This is a genomic window from Maribacter litoralis (assembly GCF_902506355.1).
Taxonomy (GTDB): Bacteria; Bacteroidota; Bacteroidia; order Flavobacteriales; family Flavobacteriaceae; genus Maribacter; species Maribacter litoralis.
Genome location: NZ_LR733271.1, coordinates 3430951 through 3450720, shown reverse-complemented (window position 1 = coordinate 3450720; position 19770 = coordinate 3430951). Strand labels below are relative to the sequence as shown.

Genomic DNA, 19770 nt, shown 5'->3' with positions numbered 1-19770 from the left:
ATTTTTTGGCACGCTGTTTGTAATGTACTAAGGGAATGTAAATAATTACATTTAGAACAACTGCCTAAGGGGCAGACTTAAACCTTATATTATGAAGAACTTAGTACTCCTTTTTACAGCGATGATTTTTAGCACCACAGGTGTTTTCGCTTCAGGTATTAGCGAAGATAAGGTTGCAACCAGCAATTCTTATAGATATGACAACTCATTTATTTTTATAGAAAACGGAATAACTTTTTCTGTTTACCCAGATGGTGAATTCGATTTTTATATCGAAAACCAAGTAACAGGTAGTAAGAACGGAGTTACATTCAACTCAGGTTATGACTATAGCCCATATGCTCAATATGATGATTATGGTGCAGTTATTCAAGTAGAAAACGTGCCTATCTACTACGATTATTATGGTCGTGTAAGTCAAATTGGTGATGTTGATATCAACTATAGAAATAACAGAGTGCGTAATATAGGTGGTATGTATGTATATTATAACAACCGTGGTTTTTATGATTACCATACCGGGTACATAAATGTATACAACAGAAACTACGTTTACCGTCCTTTCCATAGATGGTTTGTAAGACCTGCAATTGGTTTTAGTTTGGTATTCAATAGTCCATATAGAAGATATTATACACCAGTAAGATATTCTTACTATAGACCTTACAGAAATAATTTTAGAAGGGCTTACGTAAATGTTGGTAAGCAGTATAGATATAATAAAGTAAGAAATAATAGAACTAACATATATAGAAATGATAAGCGTGTTGCAGTAAGAAACAATACATATAGAAGTAATAGAACTGTAGCCAAAAGAGATAATGGTTTAAGAATAAGTAGAACAGTAGCTTCTAATAATACGTCAAGAAACAATAGAAATTCAACGGTTAACAGATCGACAACTGTAAAACGTAGTAATACCAATAGTGGTAGAACCGTACAAAACAGAACTGTTACCAGAACTTCTCAAAACGGTACGGTTAAAAGAAGTACAAGCTCTACGATAAACCGTAGCACACCTAGTAGAACCGTAACTAAAAGAGAGGTATCACGTACACCAAGAAGTACAACCGTAAAAAGAAGTACAACAACGTACAAGAAGCCGGTTAGCAGAAGTGCAAATACTAGAACCGCTACTGCTACAAGAACACAACGTAGCACTGTTACTAGAAAAGCGACCAAGAGTCCTTCTAGAAGTACGGTAAGTAGAAGCTCTAGTTCAAGAACAGTAAGTAAAGCTCCTTCTAGAAGCTCAAGCTCTAGAACTAGTTCAGCAACTAGAAGTAGCAGAAGAAATTAAGATAAGTTTTTAGGTTGGTTAGTTGTAAAGCGCCGTATTGAATTCATTCATTGCGGCGCTTTTTTTATTGCTCAAAATACATTTCTGGAAATAATTTGATAAACTTCTTTGGTAGACTAGAAGATATATTCATTTCCTCATGTGTAATAGGATGTATGAACTGAAGTTTACTTGCGTGTAAATACATTCCCTTTCCTTTTAACTGCAAACCATCTAAATAATAGGTAGCGTCCCCTAAAATTGGATGACCAATAGATAATAGGTGTTTTCTAAGTTGATGCCTTCGACCAGTATGTGGACTCAGTGCTACCAAATTTAAAAATGAAAATCTTTCTGATACTACCGATGCCATAACCTTAAAAGTTGAACTAGCAGGTTTATCATCGATTTTCAATTCAATACTACCTTCAGGTTGCATTGCACCAATGGTAACGGCATTATATTCTTTAGCTATTTTTTTATATTCAAATAACCGATTTAGTTCGGTGATAACACTACTGGTTTTACCTACTAAAAGTAAACCGGTAGTTGCATAATCCAAACGATGTACTGGTTGAGGACTAACCGCATCTGCCGCTTTACTAGGGTTTAGATTCTGAACCAATGCATTAGCTACCGTCTTGAAACCGTTACCACTTACCAAAATGCCCGCTGGTTTGTTGATAACAGCCAAATACTCATCTTCATAAACCACATCTAATTTAAGAACAAGTCGTGTTTTTGTTCTTTGATCAGAAGTAAACTGGTACTCTATTCTTTCACCACCTTTAATTACGGTAGCCGAATTAGCTATTTGCCCATTAACTGTTATCAGACTTTTTTTGAGCGCTTTTTTTAAAGCCGATTTGGTTGCAATTTGTTGAAACACCCCTACTCCATACTCCTGCAACCTCATTGGACAGGAAATTTCTTCAACTATATGTGTTTGTTTTAAAGTCATTGCAGCCACAAAGTTAACTAGGTTTCATCAGTTATAGCTAAAAATACTTTAGGACTACTAAAATACGTATGTGAGTTAACCAAGCTACATATATAAGTTTAATTTTCACCCACTTAACAATCCATCTTCAACAACCGCAATGAAAAAAATTAATCACAAGGTTCTTAGGCAACTCATTATATTGTCTCTTATTATTTTTTTAGGTGGATTGATCATCAAATACATGCTTCCTTATATTTCTGGAGTCTTGGGTGCACTCACGCTTTACGTAGTGCTTAGAAAATGGATGCTAAAATTGATTAATAAAGGAGTTAAAAGAATGTGGGCGGCCATACTGCTCATATTCATAGCTTTCATTGGTATATTTATCCCTTTGACCGGAGCAGGATTCATGCTGAGTTCGGAACTGGGAAATTTAGCAGATAAGTCTGAGCAGGTAACCAAAGCTTTTAAAGATCAATTATTTCAAGTAGAGAAATATATAGATTATGATGTCTCATCTACCATTGACCCCAAACAGGCATCGGGTTGGTTAACGGATAATATGCAAGGTTTTGCAAGTGGTACATTCAATGTATTTATATCTCTGGGAATCTTGTTATTTCTACTGTACTACATGCTTAAAAGCCCCAAACAGCTCAAAGATTCATTGCTTGAATATATTCCTTTAAGTAATAAAAACCTGGTAACCTTAGGTAAGGAAATTGACAACGTAGTACGTTCAAATGCTATAGCTATTCCGCTAGTTGCTTTAGCCCAAGGTATAATAGCGCTCATCGGATTCTATATTTTTGGCGTGGACAATCCGTTATTTTGGTTTGTGATAGTGACAATTGGTTCTATGATTCCGTTTATAGGCACCTTTGTAGGCATATTCCCTGTTTTTGTATTGAGTTTAGCAAGCGGCGATGAGTTTCAAGCTTGGGGAATATTGATTTATGGAATTTTAGTAGTGGGCATGACAGACAACCTCATTCGACTTTTTGTTTTGAAATCACTTGATAGCACTCACCCGTTAATCACACTAATTGGGGTGTTAATAGGTATTCCGTTATTTGGATTCGTAGGATTAATATTTGGTCCGCTTATCATTAATTTATTCCTCATCATTGTTAAGATATACAAGCAGCAATACGGTATTCAAAAATCAAGTAAACAAGAAGAAAATAGAATGTAATCAACGCTTTAGATACTTGTTCATAAACCCATAAACATCTTCAGATATTTTAAAACGATACAGTAACGTAACATAAACCAATATCATTAAAATGCTTTTCAAAACTATGTTCACCAACGGATGAAAAGAAAATGAGAATGTAGAAAAAACAATCCCTATAACTATCAACAAACCCAACACCTTTACTGTTTCATTAGTAAAAGGTTGAATTTTAAATTTTGACTTTACGTAGCCAAGCTTTAATGTATTGTACACGAAAAAGGCACTAAAACTAGCTATGGCCGCCCCATCTATTCCAAAATTAGGAATTAACCAAAGATTAAATAAGATGGCAAGAACTGCCAACAAAACCCCAAATAATAAAATAGATGTGTAGTAGTCCGAATTGAACAGAATAGAATTATTATTTCCCAAAATTGCATCGAACACCTTTGCCAAACCCACCCAAAATACAATCATAAAACCACCAGAATATTTTTCGGGCAAAAATTCGTAAAGCTCATTAAGGTTTAAAAGAATCAATAGAAATAGAATTCCAGATACAATGAACAACGTCAACGAACTTTTTTGATATAACTGTGAAAGTGCAGCCATATCTTTATTATTTAGATATGTTGCCGTTAATGGATATGTAATTTGATGCATTGCTTTAGATGGCACGGCTATGGTTGATGCTATAAAACCAGCCACTGCGTAGAATGCCACATTTTCAAGTTCAAGATAATTATTCAACATTACCTTATCTATCTCTAATAAAACAATTGCAGTTGATCCTCCAAGAATTATTAAGGCACTATATCTTACTATATTTTTCCAATTATCAGGTAGTTTAAAATCTAATCTTGGGGCTCTTAAGCTAAAGGAGTATAGCTTCATTATTAAGGCACGTGCTAAATAAAACCCTACCAAAGCATTAATAAAAAAATCGATTTCAATTACTTTGAACCATAGCAGAATCAATAAAATGGTTTGCCCCACCCTACAAAATATCTCTTTCATAAAGTTACCGAACATAGATTTCATCTGTATTCGTGCCCAAGCATAAAAGACCTCAAAATAAGACATTGCCATACCGGCCAAAAAAATATGCCAAACATAATCTTTAACCACATCATTTTGTCGAGAAAGTAAACTACCAATCGCATCATTGGCAACATAGCTAATTAAAGCAACCGGAATAATCAATACCAACGGTAATACCAGCATAAGAGTCAAAAATGAATCTTGACTTTTTTCATTCTTAAAACTAGAATAAAACTTCACCAAACTATTAGGCACCCCAAATGCCAAAATGGGCATTAATACAGCAGACACAGACAATATAACCTGTATTAGACCATAATTACTGGGTTGCATAAAATTGGTGTACAAAAACAAGGTATTGGCCGCCCCAATTGCAAAACCGATATAGGTTACAATTGTATTGTTCAAAGATTGTTTAAGTACGATACCCATTAAATATATTCGGCCAATTTTCTGGTGAGTTCCCTTCTACTATATTGCTCAATATTGCTAGAAGTTATCATCAATTCTCCTTTTCGGTAATTTTCAAACCAACTTAAAAGTACATTTTTTAAAGCAATATCGTCAGAATGGTTAAATATTGAGCCAGTATTTGTTTCCTTTACAATGCCTGCAACCTCCCAATCTCGTGGTCCCACACCCAATAAGGGTCGCTTAGCCGCCATATATTCAAATAGTTTACCAGGTATAATTCCAATAGTATCTTGTGAATCTATTTCCACCAACAATAAAACTTGTGATGCTTTCTGATATTCCAAAGCTTTTTGATGAGAGACATAGCCTACTACTTCTATATAGTCCTGTAATCCTACTTCTGTTATTGTTGCCAGTATCTCATCACTGACCACCCCAATAAACTGCAACATTAAAGCTTTTTTAAAATCTTGATTTTCCTGAACCAACTCGGCCAAGACCTCCCACAATTTAATAGGGTTTCTACCACTTAATAATGAGCCAATATGAGAAATAGTGAACCTTGAATCTAACTGTTTTGCATTAACCACTTCACAATCAAACCCATTTGTAATCACTTGAATGGGTTTGTTTGTTATCCGTTTAAATTCTTCTTTTGTTGTATTACTGGTAACAATAATTTTATTGGCCGCATTTAAAACATCTGCCTCTAATTTCTTATGTTTTTTTTCAGCGGATGTGGTAAGTTTCAACTTTTTATGATAACCAATTGTGGTCCATGGATCACGAAAATCGGCAAGCCAATTTAAAGTCATTGATTGCTTCAAATAATACCCAATTAAATGCACGCTATGTGGAGGACCTGTAGTAATAATAGTATCGATTCCCTCTTTATCCAGAACATCTTTAAGGTAATTGACCGATGGCTTTACCCAAAATTTTCTAGCATCTGGTATAAACAAATTACCACGTACCCACAACAGAATTTTTTCAATGAAAGACTGATTTTTAGATTGAATAATTCCCGAGCTTATACTTTTGGTTTTCTTACTTGAAAAAAGTGATGCAATACGGTACGGCTCCTTTATTTTATGCTTATAAATCTTTATATCTTTTGGCACATCGTTAGCGAAGGACTCATCTAGCATTGGGTAATGTGGGTTCTCAGGGATATAAAGAACGGGTTCAACACCAAAATCTTTGAGATATTTTACAAATTTGAGCCAACGTTGTACTCCCGGTCCGCCAGCGGGTGGCCAATAATAGGTAATGACCAGCACCTTCCTCATTATGCTTCCTCTTCTTTTTTCGACCTCCAAAAGGTAAAACCTAAGCCACCAATGATTACCAACCCTAGCAAAATGGTACTTGCCAAAGTAATTTTACTTCCTGTAGCCACTACTTCTGGTTCAAACTTAAATTCAATTTTATGTTCTCCTGAAGGAATTTTTAATGCTCTTAATACATAATCAACTTTGAAGTAATCACTTTCTTTTCCGTCGATATAAGCATTCCATCCATTTTTGTAATACATCTCTGAAAAAACAGCTACTCCTTCATTGCTATTTTTAGACATATACGTTAAATGATTGGGTTCGTAATCAATTAAAGAGATTGAAGCCGTAGAATCTACTTGATAAGTCAATGGATAAATATCAGAAAACTTAGAAGAATTAACAACGGCTACATTCTTAGTATCTAAACTATCTAAAGCCATTATTTCAGCATCTGCATTAGCCACAGGTTCTAATTGAGAAATAAACCAAGCATTACCATTTGCATTAGGGTTTTCAATCGGAAAGACATTTCCTTCTTGATCTTGCCTGATAACGTATTTGATGTTCATCATGTTCAAGACAGACAAATTGCCATTGTACACATGAAAATTAAACAAGTCTTGCATACCTGCAGGTTTTGCTGCGTGATACCCTGTTATACTTTGATGGAAATAAGCCGTTTTTGCGGAATCAAAACCGTCTGTTTGATCAAAAACACGGAAAACACCGTCATCTTTTGCAATAATTTTATCTGCTGTTGTTTCTTGAAATGGTTCTAGCATTTTACGCTTAGATACAAAGTTGTCATTGTTAACATATCGCAAATCGACCCCAACCAAATCGACCACCACTAGAACTCCAATTGCAATAATCAAGAAATTCATTTTTAATTTCTCTTTCAAATACAACCAAATTAACAATGCCGTACCTAATGCAAAACCTAATGAACGTAACAAATCGCTAGTGTAAACACTTTTACGATCCAATCGAAGCATTTCTGGTAATTCCTCCAACCCTGTCATTCTCAAATTATCATCGGCAGCACCTACAAAATGAAAGGATCCCTTGAATATGAACAACACGACTCCCAACCCTAAAATAGTAGCGGCCGCTAGGGTTAAAGATTTAATTTTATCAGCTTGTGGAACCTTGTCCTTAAACAATTTCTTTAAAGCCAAAATTGCCAAAACAGGCACACAAAGTTCTAAAATGATCTGTATGGAAGATACCGCTCTAAACTTATCGTATAACGGAAAGTAATCTATCATAAAATCGGTCAAAGCACTAAAGTTCTTACCCCAAGAGAGTATTAAGGAAAGTAAAGAACCGAAAAGTAACCACCATTTGTGTTTTCCTTTTACCAAAAACAACCCTAATACAAACAAGAAAAATACGACAGCTCCTAAATATGCAGGTCCAGAAGTGCCAGGCTGTTCTCCCCAATACAAAGGTAATCCGCTTACAAAATCCAAGGCACTTGACCTTTGCAAACCTTTATCGATTAAGTAATTATATGTTTTTGAATTTTCTCCTAAATTCTCTTGACTCGCACCACCAAAAAGACGTGGAACAAATAAGTTCAATGATTCGGCAATACCGTAACTCCAATTGGTAATATAGGCTTTACTTAAACCGCCCGTATCTTCTTTAAGTGAACCGTCTGGGTTTATGGTCAGTTCGCTTTTACCACGTGTACTCCAGTCGGCATATTCCTTTGTTGCCATTAATCCCGTTGCATTTGCGGCAATACCTAAGGTTACAGCGACAAGCAAAATTCCTAATGAAGCAAAAAAGTGTTTTAATTTTTTATCCTTGATAGCATATACCAAATAAACAACTCCTAACACCAACACAAGCAACATAAAATAATAGGTCATTTGATAGTGGTTAGCCGTAATTTCTAAAGCCATGGCCAAGGCGGTCAACACAAATCCCCAGAGATATTTTTTTCTGAACACCAAAACAATACCACCTAAAAGCATAGGTAAGTACGCCATTGCATGAGCCTTGGCATTATGCCCAGCGCCTAAAATGATAATCAAATAGGTAGAAAAACCAAAAGCCAATGCACCAACAATGGCTAATCTATAATCTACTTTTAAACAGCATAATAAAATGTAAAAGCCAATAAAATATAGAAAAAGATAATCTGCAGGTCTTGGTAAAAATCGAATTAACCGATCTAATTTCTTAATGTAGTTATGTGGATAATTGGCACCTAATTGGTAAGTTGGCATACCACCAAATGCACTATTGGTCCAGTATGGTTCTTGATCGTTGGCCTTGCGGAAATCATTCTGCTCCTTAGCCATACCCGTATATTGGGCAATATCGTGCTGGTACATAACCTTACCCTGCAGAACCGGACTAAAGTAAGCCAAGGCGGCGATGATGAAAAATACGACAACAAAAAAATTGATGAAAAAGAATTTTAGACCTTGCTTCATTTTCTAAAAGTAGTGTTTAGACAAAGATAACTAGTCTAGCTCTTCAAAATCAATGTATTCACCTACTTTTTCCGAATCCTTCTTTTTTCGAGTGGGTTTTTTATTGATAATTACACTCTCTTCTTCTTGTTCGTTATATGGGTGTTGATTATCAAAAGCTTGCCTAAAATGAGATTCTGTTTTCTTTGCTGCGTAACTCAAAATTTTTGGCGCAAATAACCTTGCTAAAATTTTTAGAAGGTAATACACCAAAAGAATAATTAATATAGTTTTTAAAAAAGCCATTTATTACTGCTTATATATATCAAAAATACAATTATCACGTTGTATATGTAGAATCATATTATTAAAATATATATAAAATCGTGTTCATGAATAGTCTTTTTGCCTACTCTAAATCATATCAATACGTATTGGCTTTACTTTTATTATTACCGTTAACCGGTTATTCTCAGTATACCGATGTAATAAATTCTAACCGACCAGGTGTTTCGGTAAGCGCTTATGCCGTAGGAAAAAATGTAGTACAAGCCGAGATGGGATTGTTTTACGAGCAAAAAGATCACACACTTTTAAATACAGAATCGAATATTTGGGGCACAGATACTTCTTTACGATATGGACTATTATTTGAAGCGTTAGAACTTAATTACGAGGGTACTTTCCAGGATCAAAAAATCACTTTTTTGAACTTTGACCTAGAAGGTAAACGAAGAGATTTTTCCAGAAATAGAATAGGCTTAAAATATTTAATCTATGACCCCTTTAAGAATCCTGAAGCCAATAAACCAAATTTGTATAGTTGGAGAGCCAATCACAAATTTCAATTCAAGAATTTATTACCGGCAGTTTCCTTATATGGAGGTGCAAATTTTGTTTTAGGAGACAATCCTTTCTACATTGGAGAACCTACAATTTCTTATCGTGGTATGATAGCTACACAAAGTAGATTAACACCTAGGTTTGTTTTAATAACAAACACGGCATACGACCGTATAAGTACCGATGACCCAGAATTAAGTTATACAATATCATTATCTCACGCATTTAGAAATCCTAAATGGAGTGTTTTTGTTGAGCACCAAGGCATAGATAGCGACCGTTATTCAGATTTATTGATTCGTGGTGGTATTGCCCATTTATTAAAAGAGAATCTTCAACTGGACTTTAATATGGGCGCTAGTTTAAAAAACACACCTACACGTATTTTCTTTGGTATTGGTGCATCTTACCGAATGGATTTTCATAAGGATAGCCTAAAACCGATCGAAGATCAAGAAGCTGATCAAAATGGTGGAGCCATAGATAAGAAAGCCATGAAAAAGAAAAAGAAGGAGAAAAAGAAAAAAGGCAGCGGTGCGGAAGACATTGACCTTGGTCCCACTAAAAAACAGCTGAAAAAACTAAAGAAAGCAGAAAAAAAGAAAAAGAAAGAAAGTAGCGAGATCGACTTCTAAAACTATATCTTTCTCTTCAATATTTCAGTCTAAACCACTTTAGAATATAGATTAATATCACTAATATTGACACTTCTAAAGAAGTTCGATGATTACGATACATGAAGCCAAATCAAAGCAAGACCTGAAGCGTTTTGTAACTTTTCCTTTTTCGTTATATAAAAACAACAAATATTGGGTACCACCCATTATCAATGACGAACTTGAAAGTTTTGATAAAGAAAAAAACCCTGTTTTTAAAGATGCTGAGGCATGGTTTTTCCTCGCCATGGATGGTGACAAAATAGTAGGTCGTGTAGCCGCAATTGTAAATCACTTAGAGGTTGATCAACAGAACGTAAAGAAAATGCGTTTTGGCTGGTTTGATTTTGTGGACAATCCTGAGGTATCAAAAGCTCTTTTAGACAAAGTTGCCGAAATAGGAAAACAACATCAGTTAGAATATATGGAAGGTCCGGTTGGTTTTTCAAATTTGGACAAAGTTGGTGTACTTGTTGAAGGGTTTGATCATATTGGTACTATGATTACTTGGTACAATCACCCTTATTACAAAGATCATTATGAGAATCTTGGGTTTGTAAAGGAAAAAGAGTACATGGAAAATAAGTTTCCGGCAGGTAATGCAGACCCTGCACTATTTACAAAGCTGAACGACCTTGTAAAAAGAAGATATGGTCTTAAAGAAGTTAATTTCACCAAGACCAAAGAAGTAATGCCATTGGCAGATGAAATGTTCGACTTGTTCAATGAAACCTATGCCAACCTTTCATCTTTTGTACCTATTACCGAAATTCAAAAAGCTTACTTTAAAAAGAAGTATATAAGTTTTATAAATCCCGAGTATATAAAATTCATAAAGGACAAGGAAGATAAACTGGTAGCCTTCGCCATTGTTATGCCTTCATTTTCAGAAGCCTTGCAAAAAGCAAAAGGTAAGTTGTTTCCATTCGGATTATACCATTTATTAAAAGCCAAGAAAAATAGTAAAGACGTTATTTTCTATTTGATAGGCATTTTACCTGAGTACCAAAACAAAGGCGTTACCGCGGTCATTTTTAACGAATACTACAAAACCTTCAAAGAAAAAGGGATCGATATGTGCTACAGAACTCCAGAATTAGAAGAGAACATTGCTATAAAACAAATGTGGAAACATTTTGACCCTGTGATCTATAAGCGCAGAAGAACATATAGAAAACCACTTTAACAAAACAAAAAAAGCCCGGAACCAAATTTGGTTCCGGGCTTTTTTTTATGAATAACTTAATTGGACTACTCGCCCATTGCAGCCGCAACAGCAGCAGACAATCTTTTATAAGTACCATTTTGCAAGCGCTCTCTAATAGCTGAAAATGCCGCTAATGTTTCTTCAACATCTTGCAACGTATGCGTAGCAGTTGGTATTAAACGTAAAAGAATCAATCCTTTCGGTATTACAGGATACACTACGATAGAACAGAAAATTCCGTGATTTTCACGTAAATCCTTCACTAAAGCCATTGCTTCTGGAATACTACCGTTAAGGTATACCGGTGTAACACAACTTGTAGTTGTACCAATATCGAAACCTTTTTCTTTTAATCCGTTTTGTAATGCATTTACGTTTTCCCAAAGTTTAGCTTTAAGCTCTGGTTGGGTACGTAACATATCCAAACGTTTTAATGCTCCCTTTACATAAACCATTGGCAATGATTTAGCGAACATTTGCGAACGTAAATTATATTTTAAATAATCAATGATTTCTTGGTCTGCAGCAACAAATGCACCAATACTGGCCATAGACTTAGCAAAAGTTGCCAAATAAACGTCTATACCATCTTGTACACCTTGCTCTTGCCCTGCACCACCACCGGTTTCACCTAAAGTTCCAAAACCATGTGCATCGTCGACCAATAATCTAAACTTGAATTTTTCTTTTAAAGCAACGATTTCCTTTAAGATACCTTGCTCACCACGCATACCAAAAACACCTTCGGATATCACTAAAATACCTCCTCCGGTTTGCTCGGCCAATTTAGTGGCACGTTCCAAATTCTTTTCTAAGCTTTCTGCATTATTATGCACGAAGGTAAAACGCTTACCCATATGCAAACGTACACCATCGATAATACAAGCATGACAGTCAACATCATAAACGATAATATCATCTTTGGTTACAAGAGCGTCGATTACAGACATAAAGCCTTGGTAACCAAAATTCAGCAAATAAGAAGCTTCTTTTTGTACAAAGGCAGCACATTCGCGCTCCAATTGCTCATGAAATTCTGTATGCCCACTCATCATTCTTGCACCCATAGGGTATGCAGAACCATATTCAGCTGCAGCCTCTCCATCTACCTTCTTAATCTCAGGAAGATTCGCTAACCCTAAATAGTCATTGATACTCCAAGTAATAACATCTTTACCTTGAAATTTCATTCTATTAGAAATAGGACCTTCCAATTTAGGGAAAACAAAGTATCCCTCTGCTTGTGAAGCCCATTTACCTAAAGGGCCTTTATTAGCTAAAATTCTATCAAATAAGTCTTTCATTGTTTAATTTGGATCTGTCTGCAAAAGTAAAAAAAATTGATAAAGATTCATAAATTATTTATTATGCAAAAAAGTGGGTCAAAGACCCACTTTTTATAAATTTTATATAGCTTCTCTTTACTTTACGTATTGTATTTCTTGTGTCTCTTCAACAGTATTGGTATTCAAGAAACCTTGATCTTCCATCCACTGGTCACTATATATTTTACTCATATAACGAGAACCGTGATCAGGGAAAATACACACAACATTACTGTTCTTGTCAAATGTATTTAATTCATTTAATTGCTTAATAGCCTGCATAACTGCACCACTAGTATACCCAACAAAAATTCCTTCTGTTCTTGAGATTTCTCTAGCCGTATGCGCACTTTCTGCATCGGTAACCTTTATAAACTCATCAATTGTACTAAAATCAGTAGCACCAGGAATTAAGTTTTTACCTAAACCTTCTATTCTATATGGATAGATTTCATTAGTATCAAGCTCACCGGTTTCATGATACTTTTTTAATACCGAACCGAAAGCATCAACACCTATAACTTTAATGTTCGGGTTTTGCTCTTTTAAAAAACGAGCAGTACCAGAAATAGTACCTCCAGTACCACTGCAAGCAACCAAATGTGTTATTTGCCCACCGGTTTGCTCCCAAATCTCTGGACCAGTAGATTTATAGTGCGCTTCCATATTCAGTTTATTAAAATACTGATTAATGTATATGGAACCTTTTGTTTCTTTATGTAATCTCTTAGCCACTTCGTAATATGACCTAGGATCATCTGCACTTACGTGAGCCGGACAAACATATACTTTCGCACCCATTGAGCGCAACATGTCTATTTTATCTGGAGAAGACTTGGAACTTACCGCCAGTATACAATCGTACCCTTTTATGATACTTGCCATTGCAATACTAAAACCAGTGTTTCCAGAAGTTGTTTCTATTACAGTACTACCTTCGGTAAGTATACCTGCCTTTTCTGCCTGCTCAATAATATGAATCGCAATTCTATCTTTAGAAGAGTGACCCGGATTGAACGCTTCTACCTTGGCGTAAAAATTACCAGTAAGATTTTCTGCTATTCTATTTAACTTAACTAATGGAGTATTACCAACTAGTTCTAAAATATTGTTGTAAGCCCTGATCTCATTTTTCATAAGGGGGATATCAATGTTTAGTTATTTTATTAAAAGAAATTTCTTAAAATTTCTGAGGCAAAAGTACCATTTTTTTTCAACTATGTGATTTTTCCTTCTAAATCTAAAAGAAATGCATATTCTTTAGCAACTTCCCTTAACGACTCAAATCTACCTGAAGCACCGCCATGACCAGCATTCATATTGGTATTCAATAGTAATTGGTGGTCGTCTTTCTTTAACTCTCGCAACTTAGCAACCCACTTTGCAGGTTCAAAATACTGCACTTGCGAATCATGTAAACCTGTTGTCACCAACATGTTCGGATACTCTTGTGCAACCACATTATCATAAGGGGAATATGATTTCATATACTCATAATACACCTTATCATTAGGGTTACCCCATTCGTCATACTCACCTGTAGTCAAAGGAATAGAATCATCTAACATTGTCGTAACCACATCAACAAATGGCACGGCTGCTATAACACCATTATAAATATCCGGCTGCATGTTTATAACCGCCCCCATTAGCAAACCACCGGCAGAACCACCCATGGCATACAAATGCTTGGCACTGGTCATTTTCTGTTCAATCAAAAATTTGGAGCAATCTATAAAATCGGTAAAAGTATTTTTCTTTTGTAATAATTTACCGTTTTCGTACCAATTACGACCAAGGTACTCGCCTCCTCTTATATGGGCAATAACAAACACAAAACCACGGTCTAACAAGCTTAACCTTACAGTAGAAAAGTACGGGTCAATAGTTGAACCATAAGACCCGTATGCATATTGTAATATGGGAGTATCTTCATTTAAATCTGTATCTTTTCTATGCACTACCGACATAGGTATCTTTACACCATCTCTAGCGGTAGCCCATAGACGAACTTCTGTATAATTCTCTTTATTGAACAAGCCACCAAGTACCGTTTGTTCTTTTTTGATGACTTTGCCCTTCGTTCGCATATTAAAATCTATTACGGAACTGGGCGTCGACATAGAATTATAGGAATACCTTAGTATTTCAGTATCAAAATCAGGATTGTTCCCTACATAGGCAGTATATGTTTCACTTTGGAAAGGCAGATAGTATTCCTCTGCGCCATCCCATCTCACAATCCTAATTTTATTCAATCCGTTTTCACGCTCAGAGAGTACATAATATTCCTTAAAAATATCAACGTCCTCTAGCAATACTTCTTTACGATGTGCTATAAATTCTTGCCAATGCTCTGATGAAGTTTGATTTTCTGCAGTTCGCATTAACTTAAAATTCTCTGCTTTATCCTTATTGGTAAGAATGTAAAAACTATCTGCATAATGGAAAATAGTATATTCCAAACCACGTTCTCTAGGAGAAAATACTTCAAACTCCCCATCAGGATTATCCGTAGATAATATCTGAAATTCTGATGTTAAGGTGCTAAACGATCCTATGACCAAAAATTTCTTCGATTTGGTTCTGTAAATAAACGTGCTAAAGGTATCATCTTGTTCATGAAAAATTAAAACATCTTCAGAAGTAGGCGTACCTAGTTTATGCTTATAAATTTTATCCGACCGCAATGTAACAGGGTCTTTACGGGTATAAAACAAAGTTTCATTATCATTTGCCCATACACCGCCACCTGTAGTGTTTTCTATTTTATCATCTAAGATTTCACCCGTTTCTAGGTTTTTGATCTGTAAGGTATATTGTCTTCTAGAAACAGTATCTACACCAAATGCGGCTAATTTATTATTAGGGCTAATGGCAATACCACCAAGATTAAAATAATCGTGCCCCTTTGCCATTTCATTACCATTGAACATAATTTCCTCCTCAGCACTCAAATCATGCTTGAATCTAGAGTATAAGGGATATTCACCTCCAATAACATATCGGGTACTATACCAGTAATCATTTAATTTATAAGGCACAGAAGAATCGTCTTCCTTAATCCTACCTTTCATTTCTTGAAATAATTCTTCTTGAAAATCTTTGGTGTGCGCTGTTATAGCATCGTAATAGTTATTTTCTGCCTCAAGATAAGCTAATACCTCCTTGTTTTCTTTGTCGTTAAGCCAATAGTAATTGTCTATTCTAACATCATTATGAATAATTAATTCTTTAGGAATTTTTTTCGCCTTTGGCGGATGCTTAATACTCATACCAACTTCATTATAAAATAAGACGGCAAAAATAAGACTAATTCATAGACCCCCGTTTTAATATGACCAAAAACTGAAATGCTCCTATTTTTAGTATTTTTACCAAAAAATTAAAAAACAAAACTATGTTCGGAGATATGATGGGTATGATGGGAAAACTCAAAGAAACCCAAAAAAAAGTTGAAGAAACCAAAAAAAGGTTAAACACCGTTACTCTTGAAGAAAAGTCTAATGACGAATTGGTTTCGGTAACCATAACTGCAAATAGAGAAATTAAGAAAATAGCAATAGATGACAGTCTTTTAGAAGATAAAGAGCAACTAGAAGATTATTTAATACTAACCTTGAACAAAGCCATACAAAACGCAACGAACGTAAATGAAACCGAATTGGCTGCTGTTGCAAAAGACGGTATGCCCAATATTCCGGGAATGGATTCGTTATTCAAGTAAGATTGGCAGGTTATTTGCAATTGACATTTAAAATAAAATTCATGAAATATCTTTTTTTATTATTTATGATTCCGTTTTTAGCTACTGCCCAAGCGGAAATTACAACTGTAAATGATTCTAAATGGATCACGAATTACGAAACTGCTATTTCAAAAGCAAAAAAGCAGAAAAAAAATGTACTTGTTTATTTTACTGGTAGTGATTGGTGCCCTCCATGTAAAATGTTAAAGACCGATTTATTTGACACAAATGAATTTCAAGAACTATCTGACAATTACATATTGTTATATATAGATGTACCTAGAAACAAGGACCTTTTGAGTGCAAAACAATTGGCCCACAATAAAGATTTACTAACCAAGCTGAACAAAAAGAAAGTGTTTCCTCTTTTAAAAGTATTGGATTATAAAGGAAAAGAGTTAGATGCCCTTTCTGGTTATAGCATGAACGGTGTTGTAGATTCTCATCTTAGACTTCTTGAAAAGAATAAGTAATTTATTAATATTCAAAAAAAAATGGTCTATGAAACATAGACCATTTTTTTTTACCTCAACATCACTCTATTATATTGTTATAAGCTTTATCTACTTACAATTATTACCGTGCATAATAGATAGTTTTTTACGTCTACATTAATAAGCATAATTAGTTTAAAATTGTGACAACATTAAAAATCACCTCAACTATAACCTTAACGAAAAACATACTTACCAAAACACAACAGCATCAAACAATAAAGTAAGATGTTTATTATGATTTAGGTTTAAAGCATAAAAAAGGGCTTACTTTATGTAAGCCCTTTTCAATCAAAAAAACAACCTAATTATTAATTGTTAATTAATCTAAATTGAGTTCTTCTATTTACTGCATGCTCTCTTGCTGTACAAGAAACACCGTCACTACATCTGTTCAATAATCTAGTTTCACCGTAACCGTTAGCTACTAAAAGACTAGAGTTCACACCTTTTGTAATTAGGTAATCAGCTACAGCCTTAGCTCTTCTTTCAGATAGGTCTTGGTTAGATACTGAACTACCCTGAGAATCTGTATGAGAAGCTAATTCAACTTTCACTCCTGGGTTTTGCGCCAATATTGGAAGTAATCTGTTATCAATAATACTCTTAGCTTCTGAAGTCAATGTTGCACTACCAGAGTTCCAGTTTATAGGTAAAGCTTGGTACTCAACTAAAGCACATTCCACTTCTTTCCATGTAGTTAAACCACCTTTTTCCTTTAAAACTTCTTTGGTGATCGTAGTTGTTTTGGCAGGTATGATCTCTTCAACAGTATAGGCATCTTTATCCAATACGGTTTTAGTGATTTCCTTGTATTCTGCTGGTATAATTTTTTCAACTACAGTAGCAGGTGAAAGCAATACAGCTTTAGTATAAGAACCATTTTGAGATCCTAAAGGAGAACTTGTTGTAGAGGCATCACTAGCCAATACTTGAGTTGAAACTGTTTCGAACTGTGCAGGATACCCTTTGTAACACCAGTATCTACAATCATCTGGATTTCCAGACTCACAATCAGGAGCGGCAACACCAAGTTCCCACTGTGCATATGCAGGCTTAATTTCTATAGTTTGTGTACTGGGAGAAAAAGAAGCAGGGATTACTTTTAAAGAATTTCCACCTCCTTTAGATACGTAAGTCACCGTTTCTGTTCCCCACTTAGCAGGAACCACGGTAAGCACTTTTTCTTCTTCTCTAACCAATACACGCTCTGTAATTGTCTTAAAAGTAGCAGGAATCGTTTTTAAAATTTTGTACGATGGGTTTGTTGTAATAGTAGTTGTTTCATTCACATAAACATCTGGCGTTGTACAACGAACATAACATTTACCTGGTTCTGGGTTTGACGGCAAGTCTTGTGCCATTGCAAAAGAAGCAGAAAATGCAACTGCTAGAAATAATACTTTCTTCATTTTGATAGTGTTTAAAATTAATAATTGGTTATTTATAATTATTTATCCGAGGTTTCCTGTTAACCGGTTTAATTTGAGTGTCGAGCTCTATTAAAAAAACCTTTATTTAACGCCTCAATAATTAAGACACACTATTATTTAAAAAGTCACTAAAAAGCAGAGAAAATATTATTTATCTTTAAGGATATGATTAAAATTATTAAAGATAAAGACGGATTTTACCAGTTTATTTTAAAGTCTGGCAATGGGCAAGTATTATTAAAAAGTATACCCTTTAATAGTGAAAATGAAACAGATAAGACAATAAGGGATATTAAATCACTAAAAAAATCTAACGGAAAATTCTTTGAAAGAAGAACCAACACCGATGGTAAATTTTTAGTGGAATTAAAAAATTCTACTGGTAAGATTGTAGGTGCTAGCGGATTTTATTCTTCTGAAGCAGGAATGGAAAATGGCATACTCAATATTAAGAACAGTTTAGAAGAGTAAATTAAAAAGCGGCCAAATGCTTAAGCAATTCGTTATGCATATCATCTGTATAGTCTAAATGGGTTACCATTCGCAATTTTCCTTGCCCCATACCTATTATTAGAATTTCTTTTTCTTTTAATCTATTTACAAATTGATCACTTGTCATAAATGACTCATCAATTTCAAAAATGACGATATTGGTGTCTATAGGCTCCACTTTTTTAACGAATGATTTTGCCGATAGAGCCTCCCCTATTTCCTTTGCTCTTTTATGATCATCGACTAAACGTTCCACATGATTATCGAGCGCATAAATAGCAGCTGCGGCCAAGAAACCAGATTGCCTCATACCGCCCCCAAATATTTTACGAATACGAATAGCTTTTTCCATTTGTACTTTTGTACCCAATAATAATGACCCTACAGGGCAACCAAGCCCTTTACTTAAACAGACACTAATAGTATCAAAAAGCTCACCGTATTGCAAAGGAGTCTCTTTCATTTCTACCATGGCATTCCATAATCGGGCACCGTCTAAATGATACCCTAAATTATGTTCATCGCACACTTTTCTAATCGCTAGCAACTCATTAAAATCCCAACAAGTACCACCTCCTTTATTTGCGGTGTTTTCTATACTTACCAATGTAGTTAATGGGCTATGATAAAAATCTGGTGGATTTATAGCTGCCGTAACCTGCTCAGCGGTCATGGTTCCCCTATCACCATCAACCAACCTACAAGATACTCCGCTATTAAAACTAACACCACCACCCTCATAATTATAAATGTGGGCGTATTTATCACAAATTAACTGTTCACCAGGCTGTGTATGTAACTTAATCGCTGTCTGGTTGGTCATGGTGCCACTTGGAAAAAAAAGTGCCGACTCCATTCCAAAAAGTTTAGCTGCCTTTTCCTCTAGGGCATTTACCGTTGGATCTTCTTTAAACACATCATCACCAACGGCTGCAGACATCATAGCATCTAACATACCTTGGGTTGGCTTGGTTACCGTATCACTGATAAGATTAATAAGCATACTTGAATTATA

The 19770-nt window shown here is 35.0% G+C and carries 17 protein-coding genes; 7 read left to right on the top strand and 10 right to left on the bottom strand.

What is annotated here, in order from left to right; all coding sequences use genetic code 11:
• Positions 1 to 91: 91 nt before the first annotated feature.
• Positions 92 to 1300, top strand: a complete 1209-nt coding sequence (locus EXIGUO8A_RS14445; RefSeq protein ID WP_159303682.1) for a hypothetical protein — start codon at positions 92 to 94, stop codon at positions 1298 to 1300.
• Between the two features lie 64 nt (positions 1301 to 1364).
• On the opposite strand, the gene EXIGUO8A_RS14440 is transcribed toward EXIGUO8A_RS14445, so the two are convergent.
• Positions 1365 to 2240 carry an RluA family pseudouridine synthase gene (locus EXIGUO8A_RS14440; RefSeq protein WP_159303681.1) on the bottom strand — a complete coding sequence of 292 codons (876 nt, stop codon included), beginning with the start codon at positions 2238 to 2240 and terminating at the stop codon, positions 1365 to 1367.
• 139 nt (positions 2241 to 2379) lie between these two features.
• Here EXIGUO8A_RS14440 and EXIGUO8A_RS14435 point away from each other — a divergent pair, with 139 nt between their 5' ends.
• Positions 2380 to 3417, top strand: a complete 1038-nt coding sequence (locus tag EXIGUO8A_RS14435; RefSeq protein ID WP_116772240.1) for an AI-2E family transporter — start codon at positions 2380 to 2382, stop codon at positions 3415 to 3417.
• Here EXIGUO8A_RS14435 and EXIGUO8A_RS14430 read toward each other — a convergent pair whose 3' ends face one another.
• Genes EXIGUO8A_RS14430 through EXIGUO8A_RS14415 form a run of 4 tightly spaced genes read right to left on the bottom strand, consistent with a single transcriptional unit; the run spans position 3418 to position 8863 of the window.
• Positions 3418 to 4848 carry a lipopolysaccharide biosynthesis protein gene (locus EXIGUO8A_RS14430; RefSeq protein WP_317164610.1) on the bottom strand — a complete coding sequence of 477 codons (1431 nt, stop codon included), beginning with the start codon at positions 4846 to 4848 and terminating at the stop codon, positions 3418 to 3420.
• Between the two features lie 23 nt (positions 4849 to 4871).
• Positions 4872 to 6143, bottom strand: a complete 1272-nt coding sequence (locus tag EXIGUO8A_RS14425) for a glycosyltransferase (protein ID WP_159303679.1) — start codon at positions 6141 to 6143, stop codon at positions 4872 to 4874.
• Entirely contained in the window at positions 6143 to 8578 is a 2436-nt protein-coding gene (locus tag EXIGUO8A_RS14420; protein ID WP_159303678.1) for a YfhO family protein, read from the bottom strand. Before EXIGUO8A_RS14420 ends, EXIGUO8A_RS14425 begins: the two co-directional genes overlap by 1 nt.
• A gap of 30 nt (positions 8579 to 8608) precedes the next feature.
• Entirely contained in the window at positions 8609 to 8863 is a 255-nt protein-coding gene (locus tag EXIGUO8A_RS14415; protein ID WP_159303677.1) for a DUF4834 family protein, read from the bottom strand.
• An 86-nt stretch (positions 8864 to 8949) separates the two neighbouring features.
• Between EXIGUO8A_RS14415 and EXIGUO8A_RS14410 the strand changes: the two genes are divergently transcribed.
• Positions 8950 to 10035 (top strand): transporter, encoded by a 1086-nt coding sequence (locus EXIGUO8A_RS14410; protein WP_159303676.1) that lies wholly within the window; start codon positions 8950 to 8952, stop codon positions 10033 to 10035.
• 88 nt (positions 10036 to 10123) lie between these two features.
• Positions 10124 to 11242, top strand: coding sequence for a GTP cyclohydrolase (locus EXIGUO8A_RS14405; RefSeq protein ID WP_159303675.1), 1119 nt, complete (start codon positions 10124 to 10126; stop codon positions 11240 to 11242).
• 65 nt (positions 11243 to 11307) lie between these two features.
• Here the strand turns inward: EXIGUO8A_RS14405 and EXIGUO8A_RS14400 are convergent, their stop codons facing one another.
• The 3 genes from EXIGUO8A_RS14400 to EXIGUO8A_RS14390 form a co-directional block, all read right to left on the bottom strand.
• Positions 11308 to 12567: an aminotransferase class I/II-fold pyridoxal phosphate-dependent enzyme gene (locus tag EXIGUO8A_RS14400; RefSeq protein WP_159303674.1), complete on the bottom strand. Its 1260-nt coding sequence runs from the start codon at positions 12565 to 12567 to the stop codon at positions 11308 to 11310.
• A gap of 117 nt (positions 12568 to 12684) precedes the next feature.
• Positions 12685 to 13725 (bottom strand): PLP-dependent cysteine synthase family protein, encoded by a 1041-nt coding sequence (locus EXIGUO8A_RS14395; RefSeq protein WP_116772232.1) that lies wholly within the window; start codon positions 13723 to 13725, stop codon positions 12685 to 12687.
• A gap of 80 nt (positions 13726 to 13805) precedes the next feature.
• On the bottom strand, positions 13806 to 15863 hold the full coding sequence (locus EXIGUO8A_RS14390) for a S9 family peptidase (RefSeq protein ID WP_159303673.1): 2058 nt from the start codon (positions 15861 to 15863) through the stop codon (positions 13806 to 13808).
• A 125-nt stretch (positions 15864 to 15988) separates the two neighbouring features.
• On the opposite strand from EXIGUO8A_RS14390, the gene EXIGUO8A_RS14385 reads away from it, so the two are divergent.
• Positions 15989 to 16315, top strand: a complete 327-nt coding sequence (locus EXIGUO8A_RS14385) for a YbaB/EbfC family nucleoid-associated protein (RefSeq protein ID WP_159303672.1) — start codon at positions 15989 to 15991, stop codon at positions 16313 to 16315.
• A gap of 41 nt (positions 16316 to 16356) precedes the next feature.
• Entirely contained in the window at positions 16357 to 16809 is a 453-nt protein-coding gene (locus EXIGUO8A_RS14380) for a thioredoxin family protein (protein WP_159303671.1), read from the top strand.
• 332 nt (positions 16810 to 17141) lie between these two features.
• Here EXIGUO8A_RS14380 and EXIGUO8A_RS14375 read toward each other — a convergent pair whose 3' ends face one another.
• Positions 17142 to 18242 (bottom strand): OmpA family protein, encoded by a 1101-nt coding sequence (locus EXIGUO8A_RS14375; protein WP_116772228.1) that lies wholly within the window; start codon positions 18240 to 18242, stop codon positions 17142 to 17144.
• A gap of 186 nt (positions 18243 to 18428) precedes the next feature.
• Here EXIGUO8A_RS14375 and EXIGUO8A_RS14370 point away from each other — a divergent pair, with 186 nt between their 5' ends.
• A complete protein-coding gene (locus tag EXIGUO8A_RS14370; protein ID WP_116772227.1) occupies positions 18429 to 18734 on the top strand; it encodes a YegP family protein in 306 nt (101 codons plus the stop codon).
• Between the two features lies 1 nt (position 18735).
• Here EXIGUO8A_RS14370 and EXIGUO8A_RS14365 read toward each other — a convergent pair whose 3' ends face one another.
• Entirely contained in the window at positions 18736 to 19758 is a 1023-nt protein-coding gene (locus EXIGUO8A_RS14365; protein WP_159303670.1) for a threonine aldolase family protein, read from the bottom strand.
• Positions 19759 to 19770 lie beyond the last annotated feature (12 nt).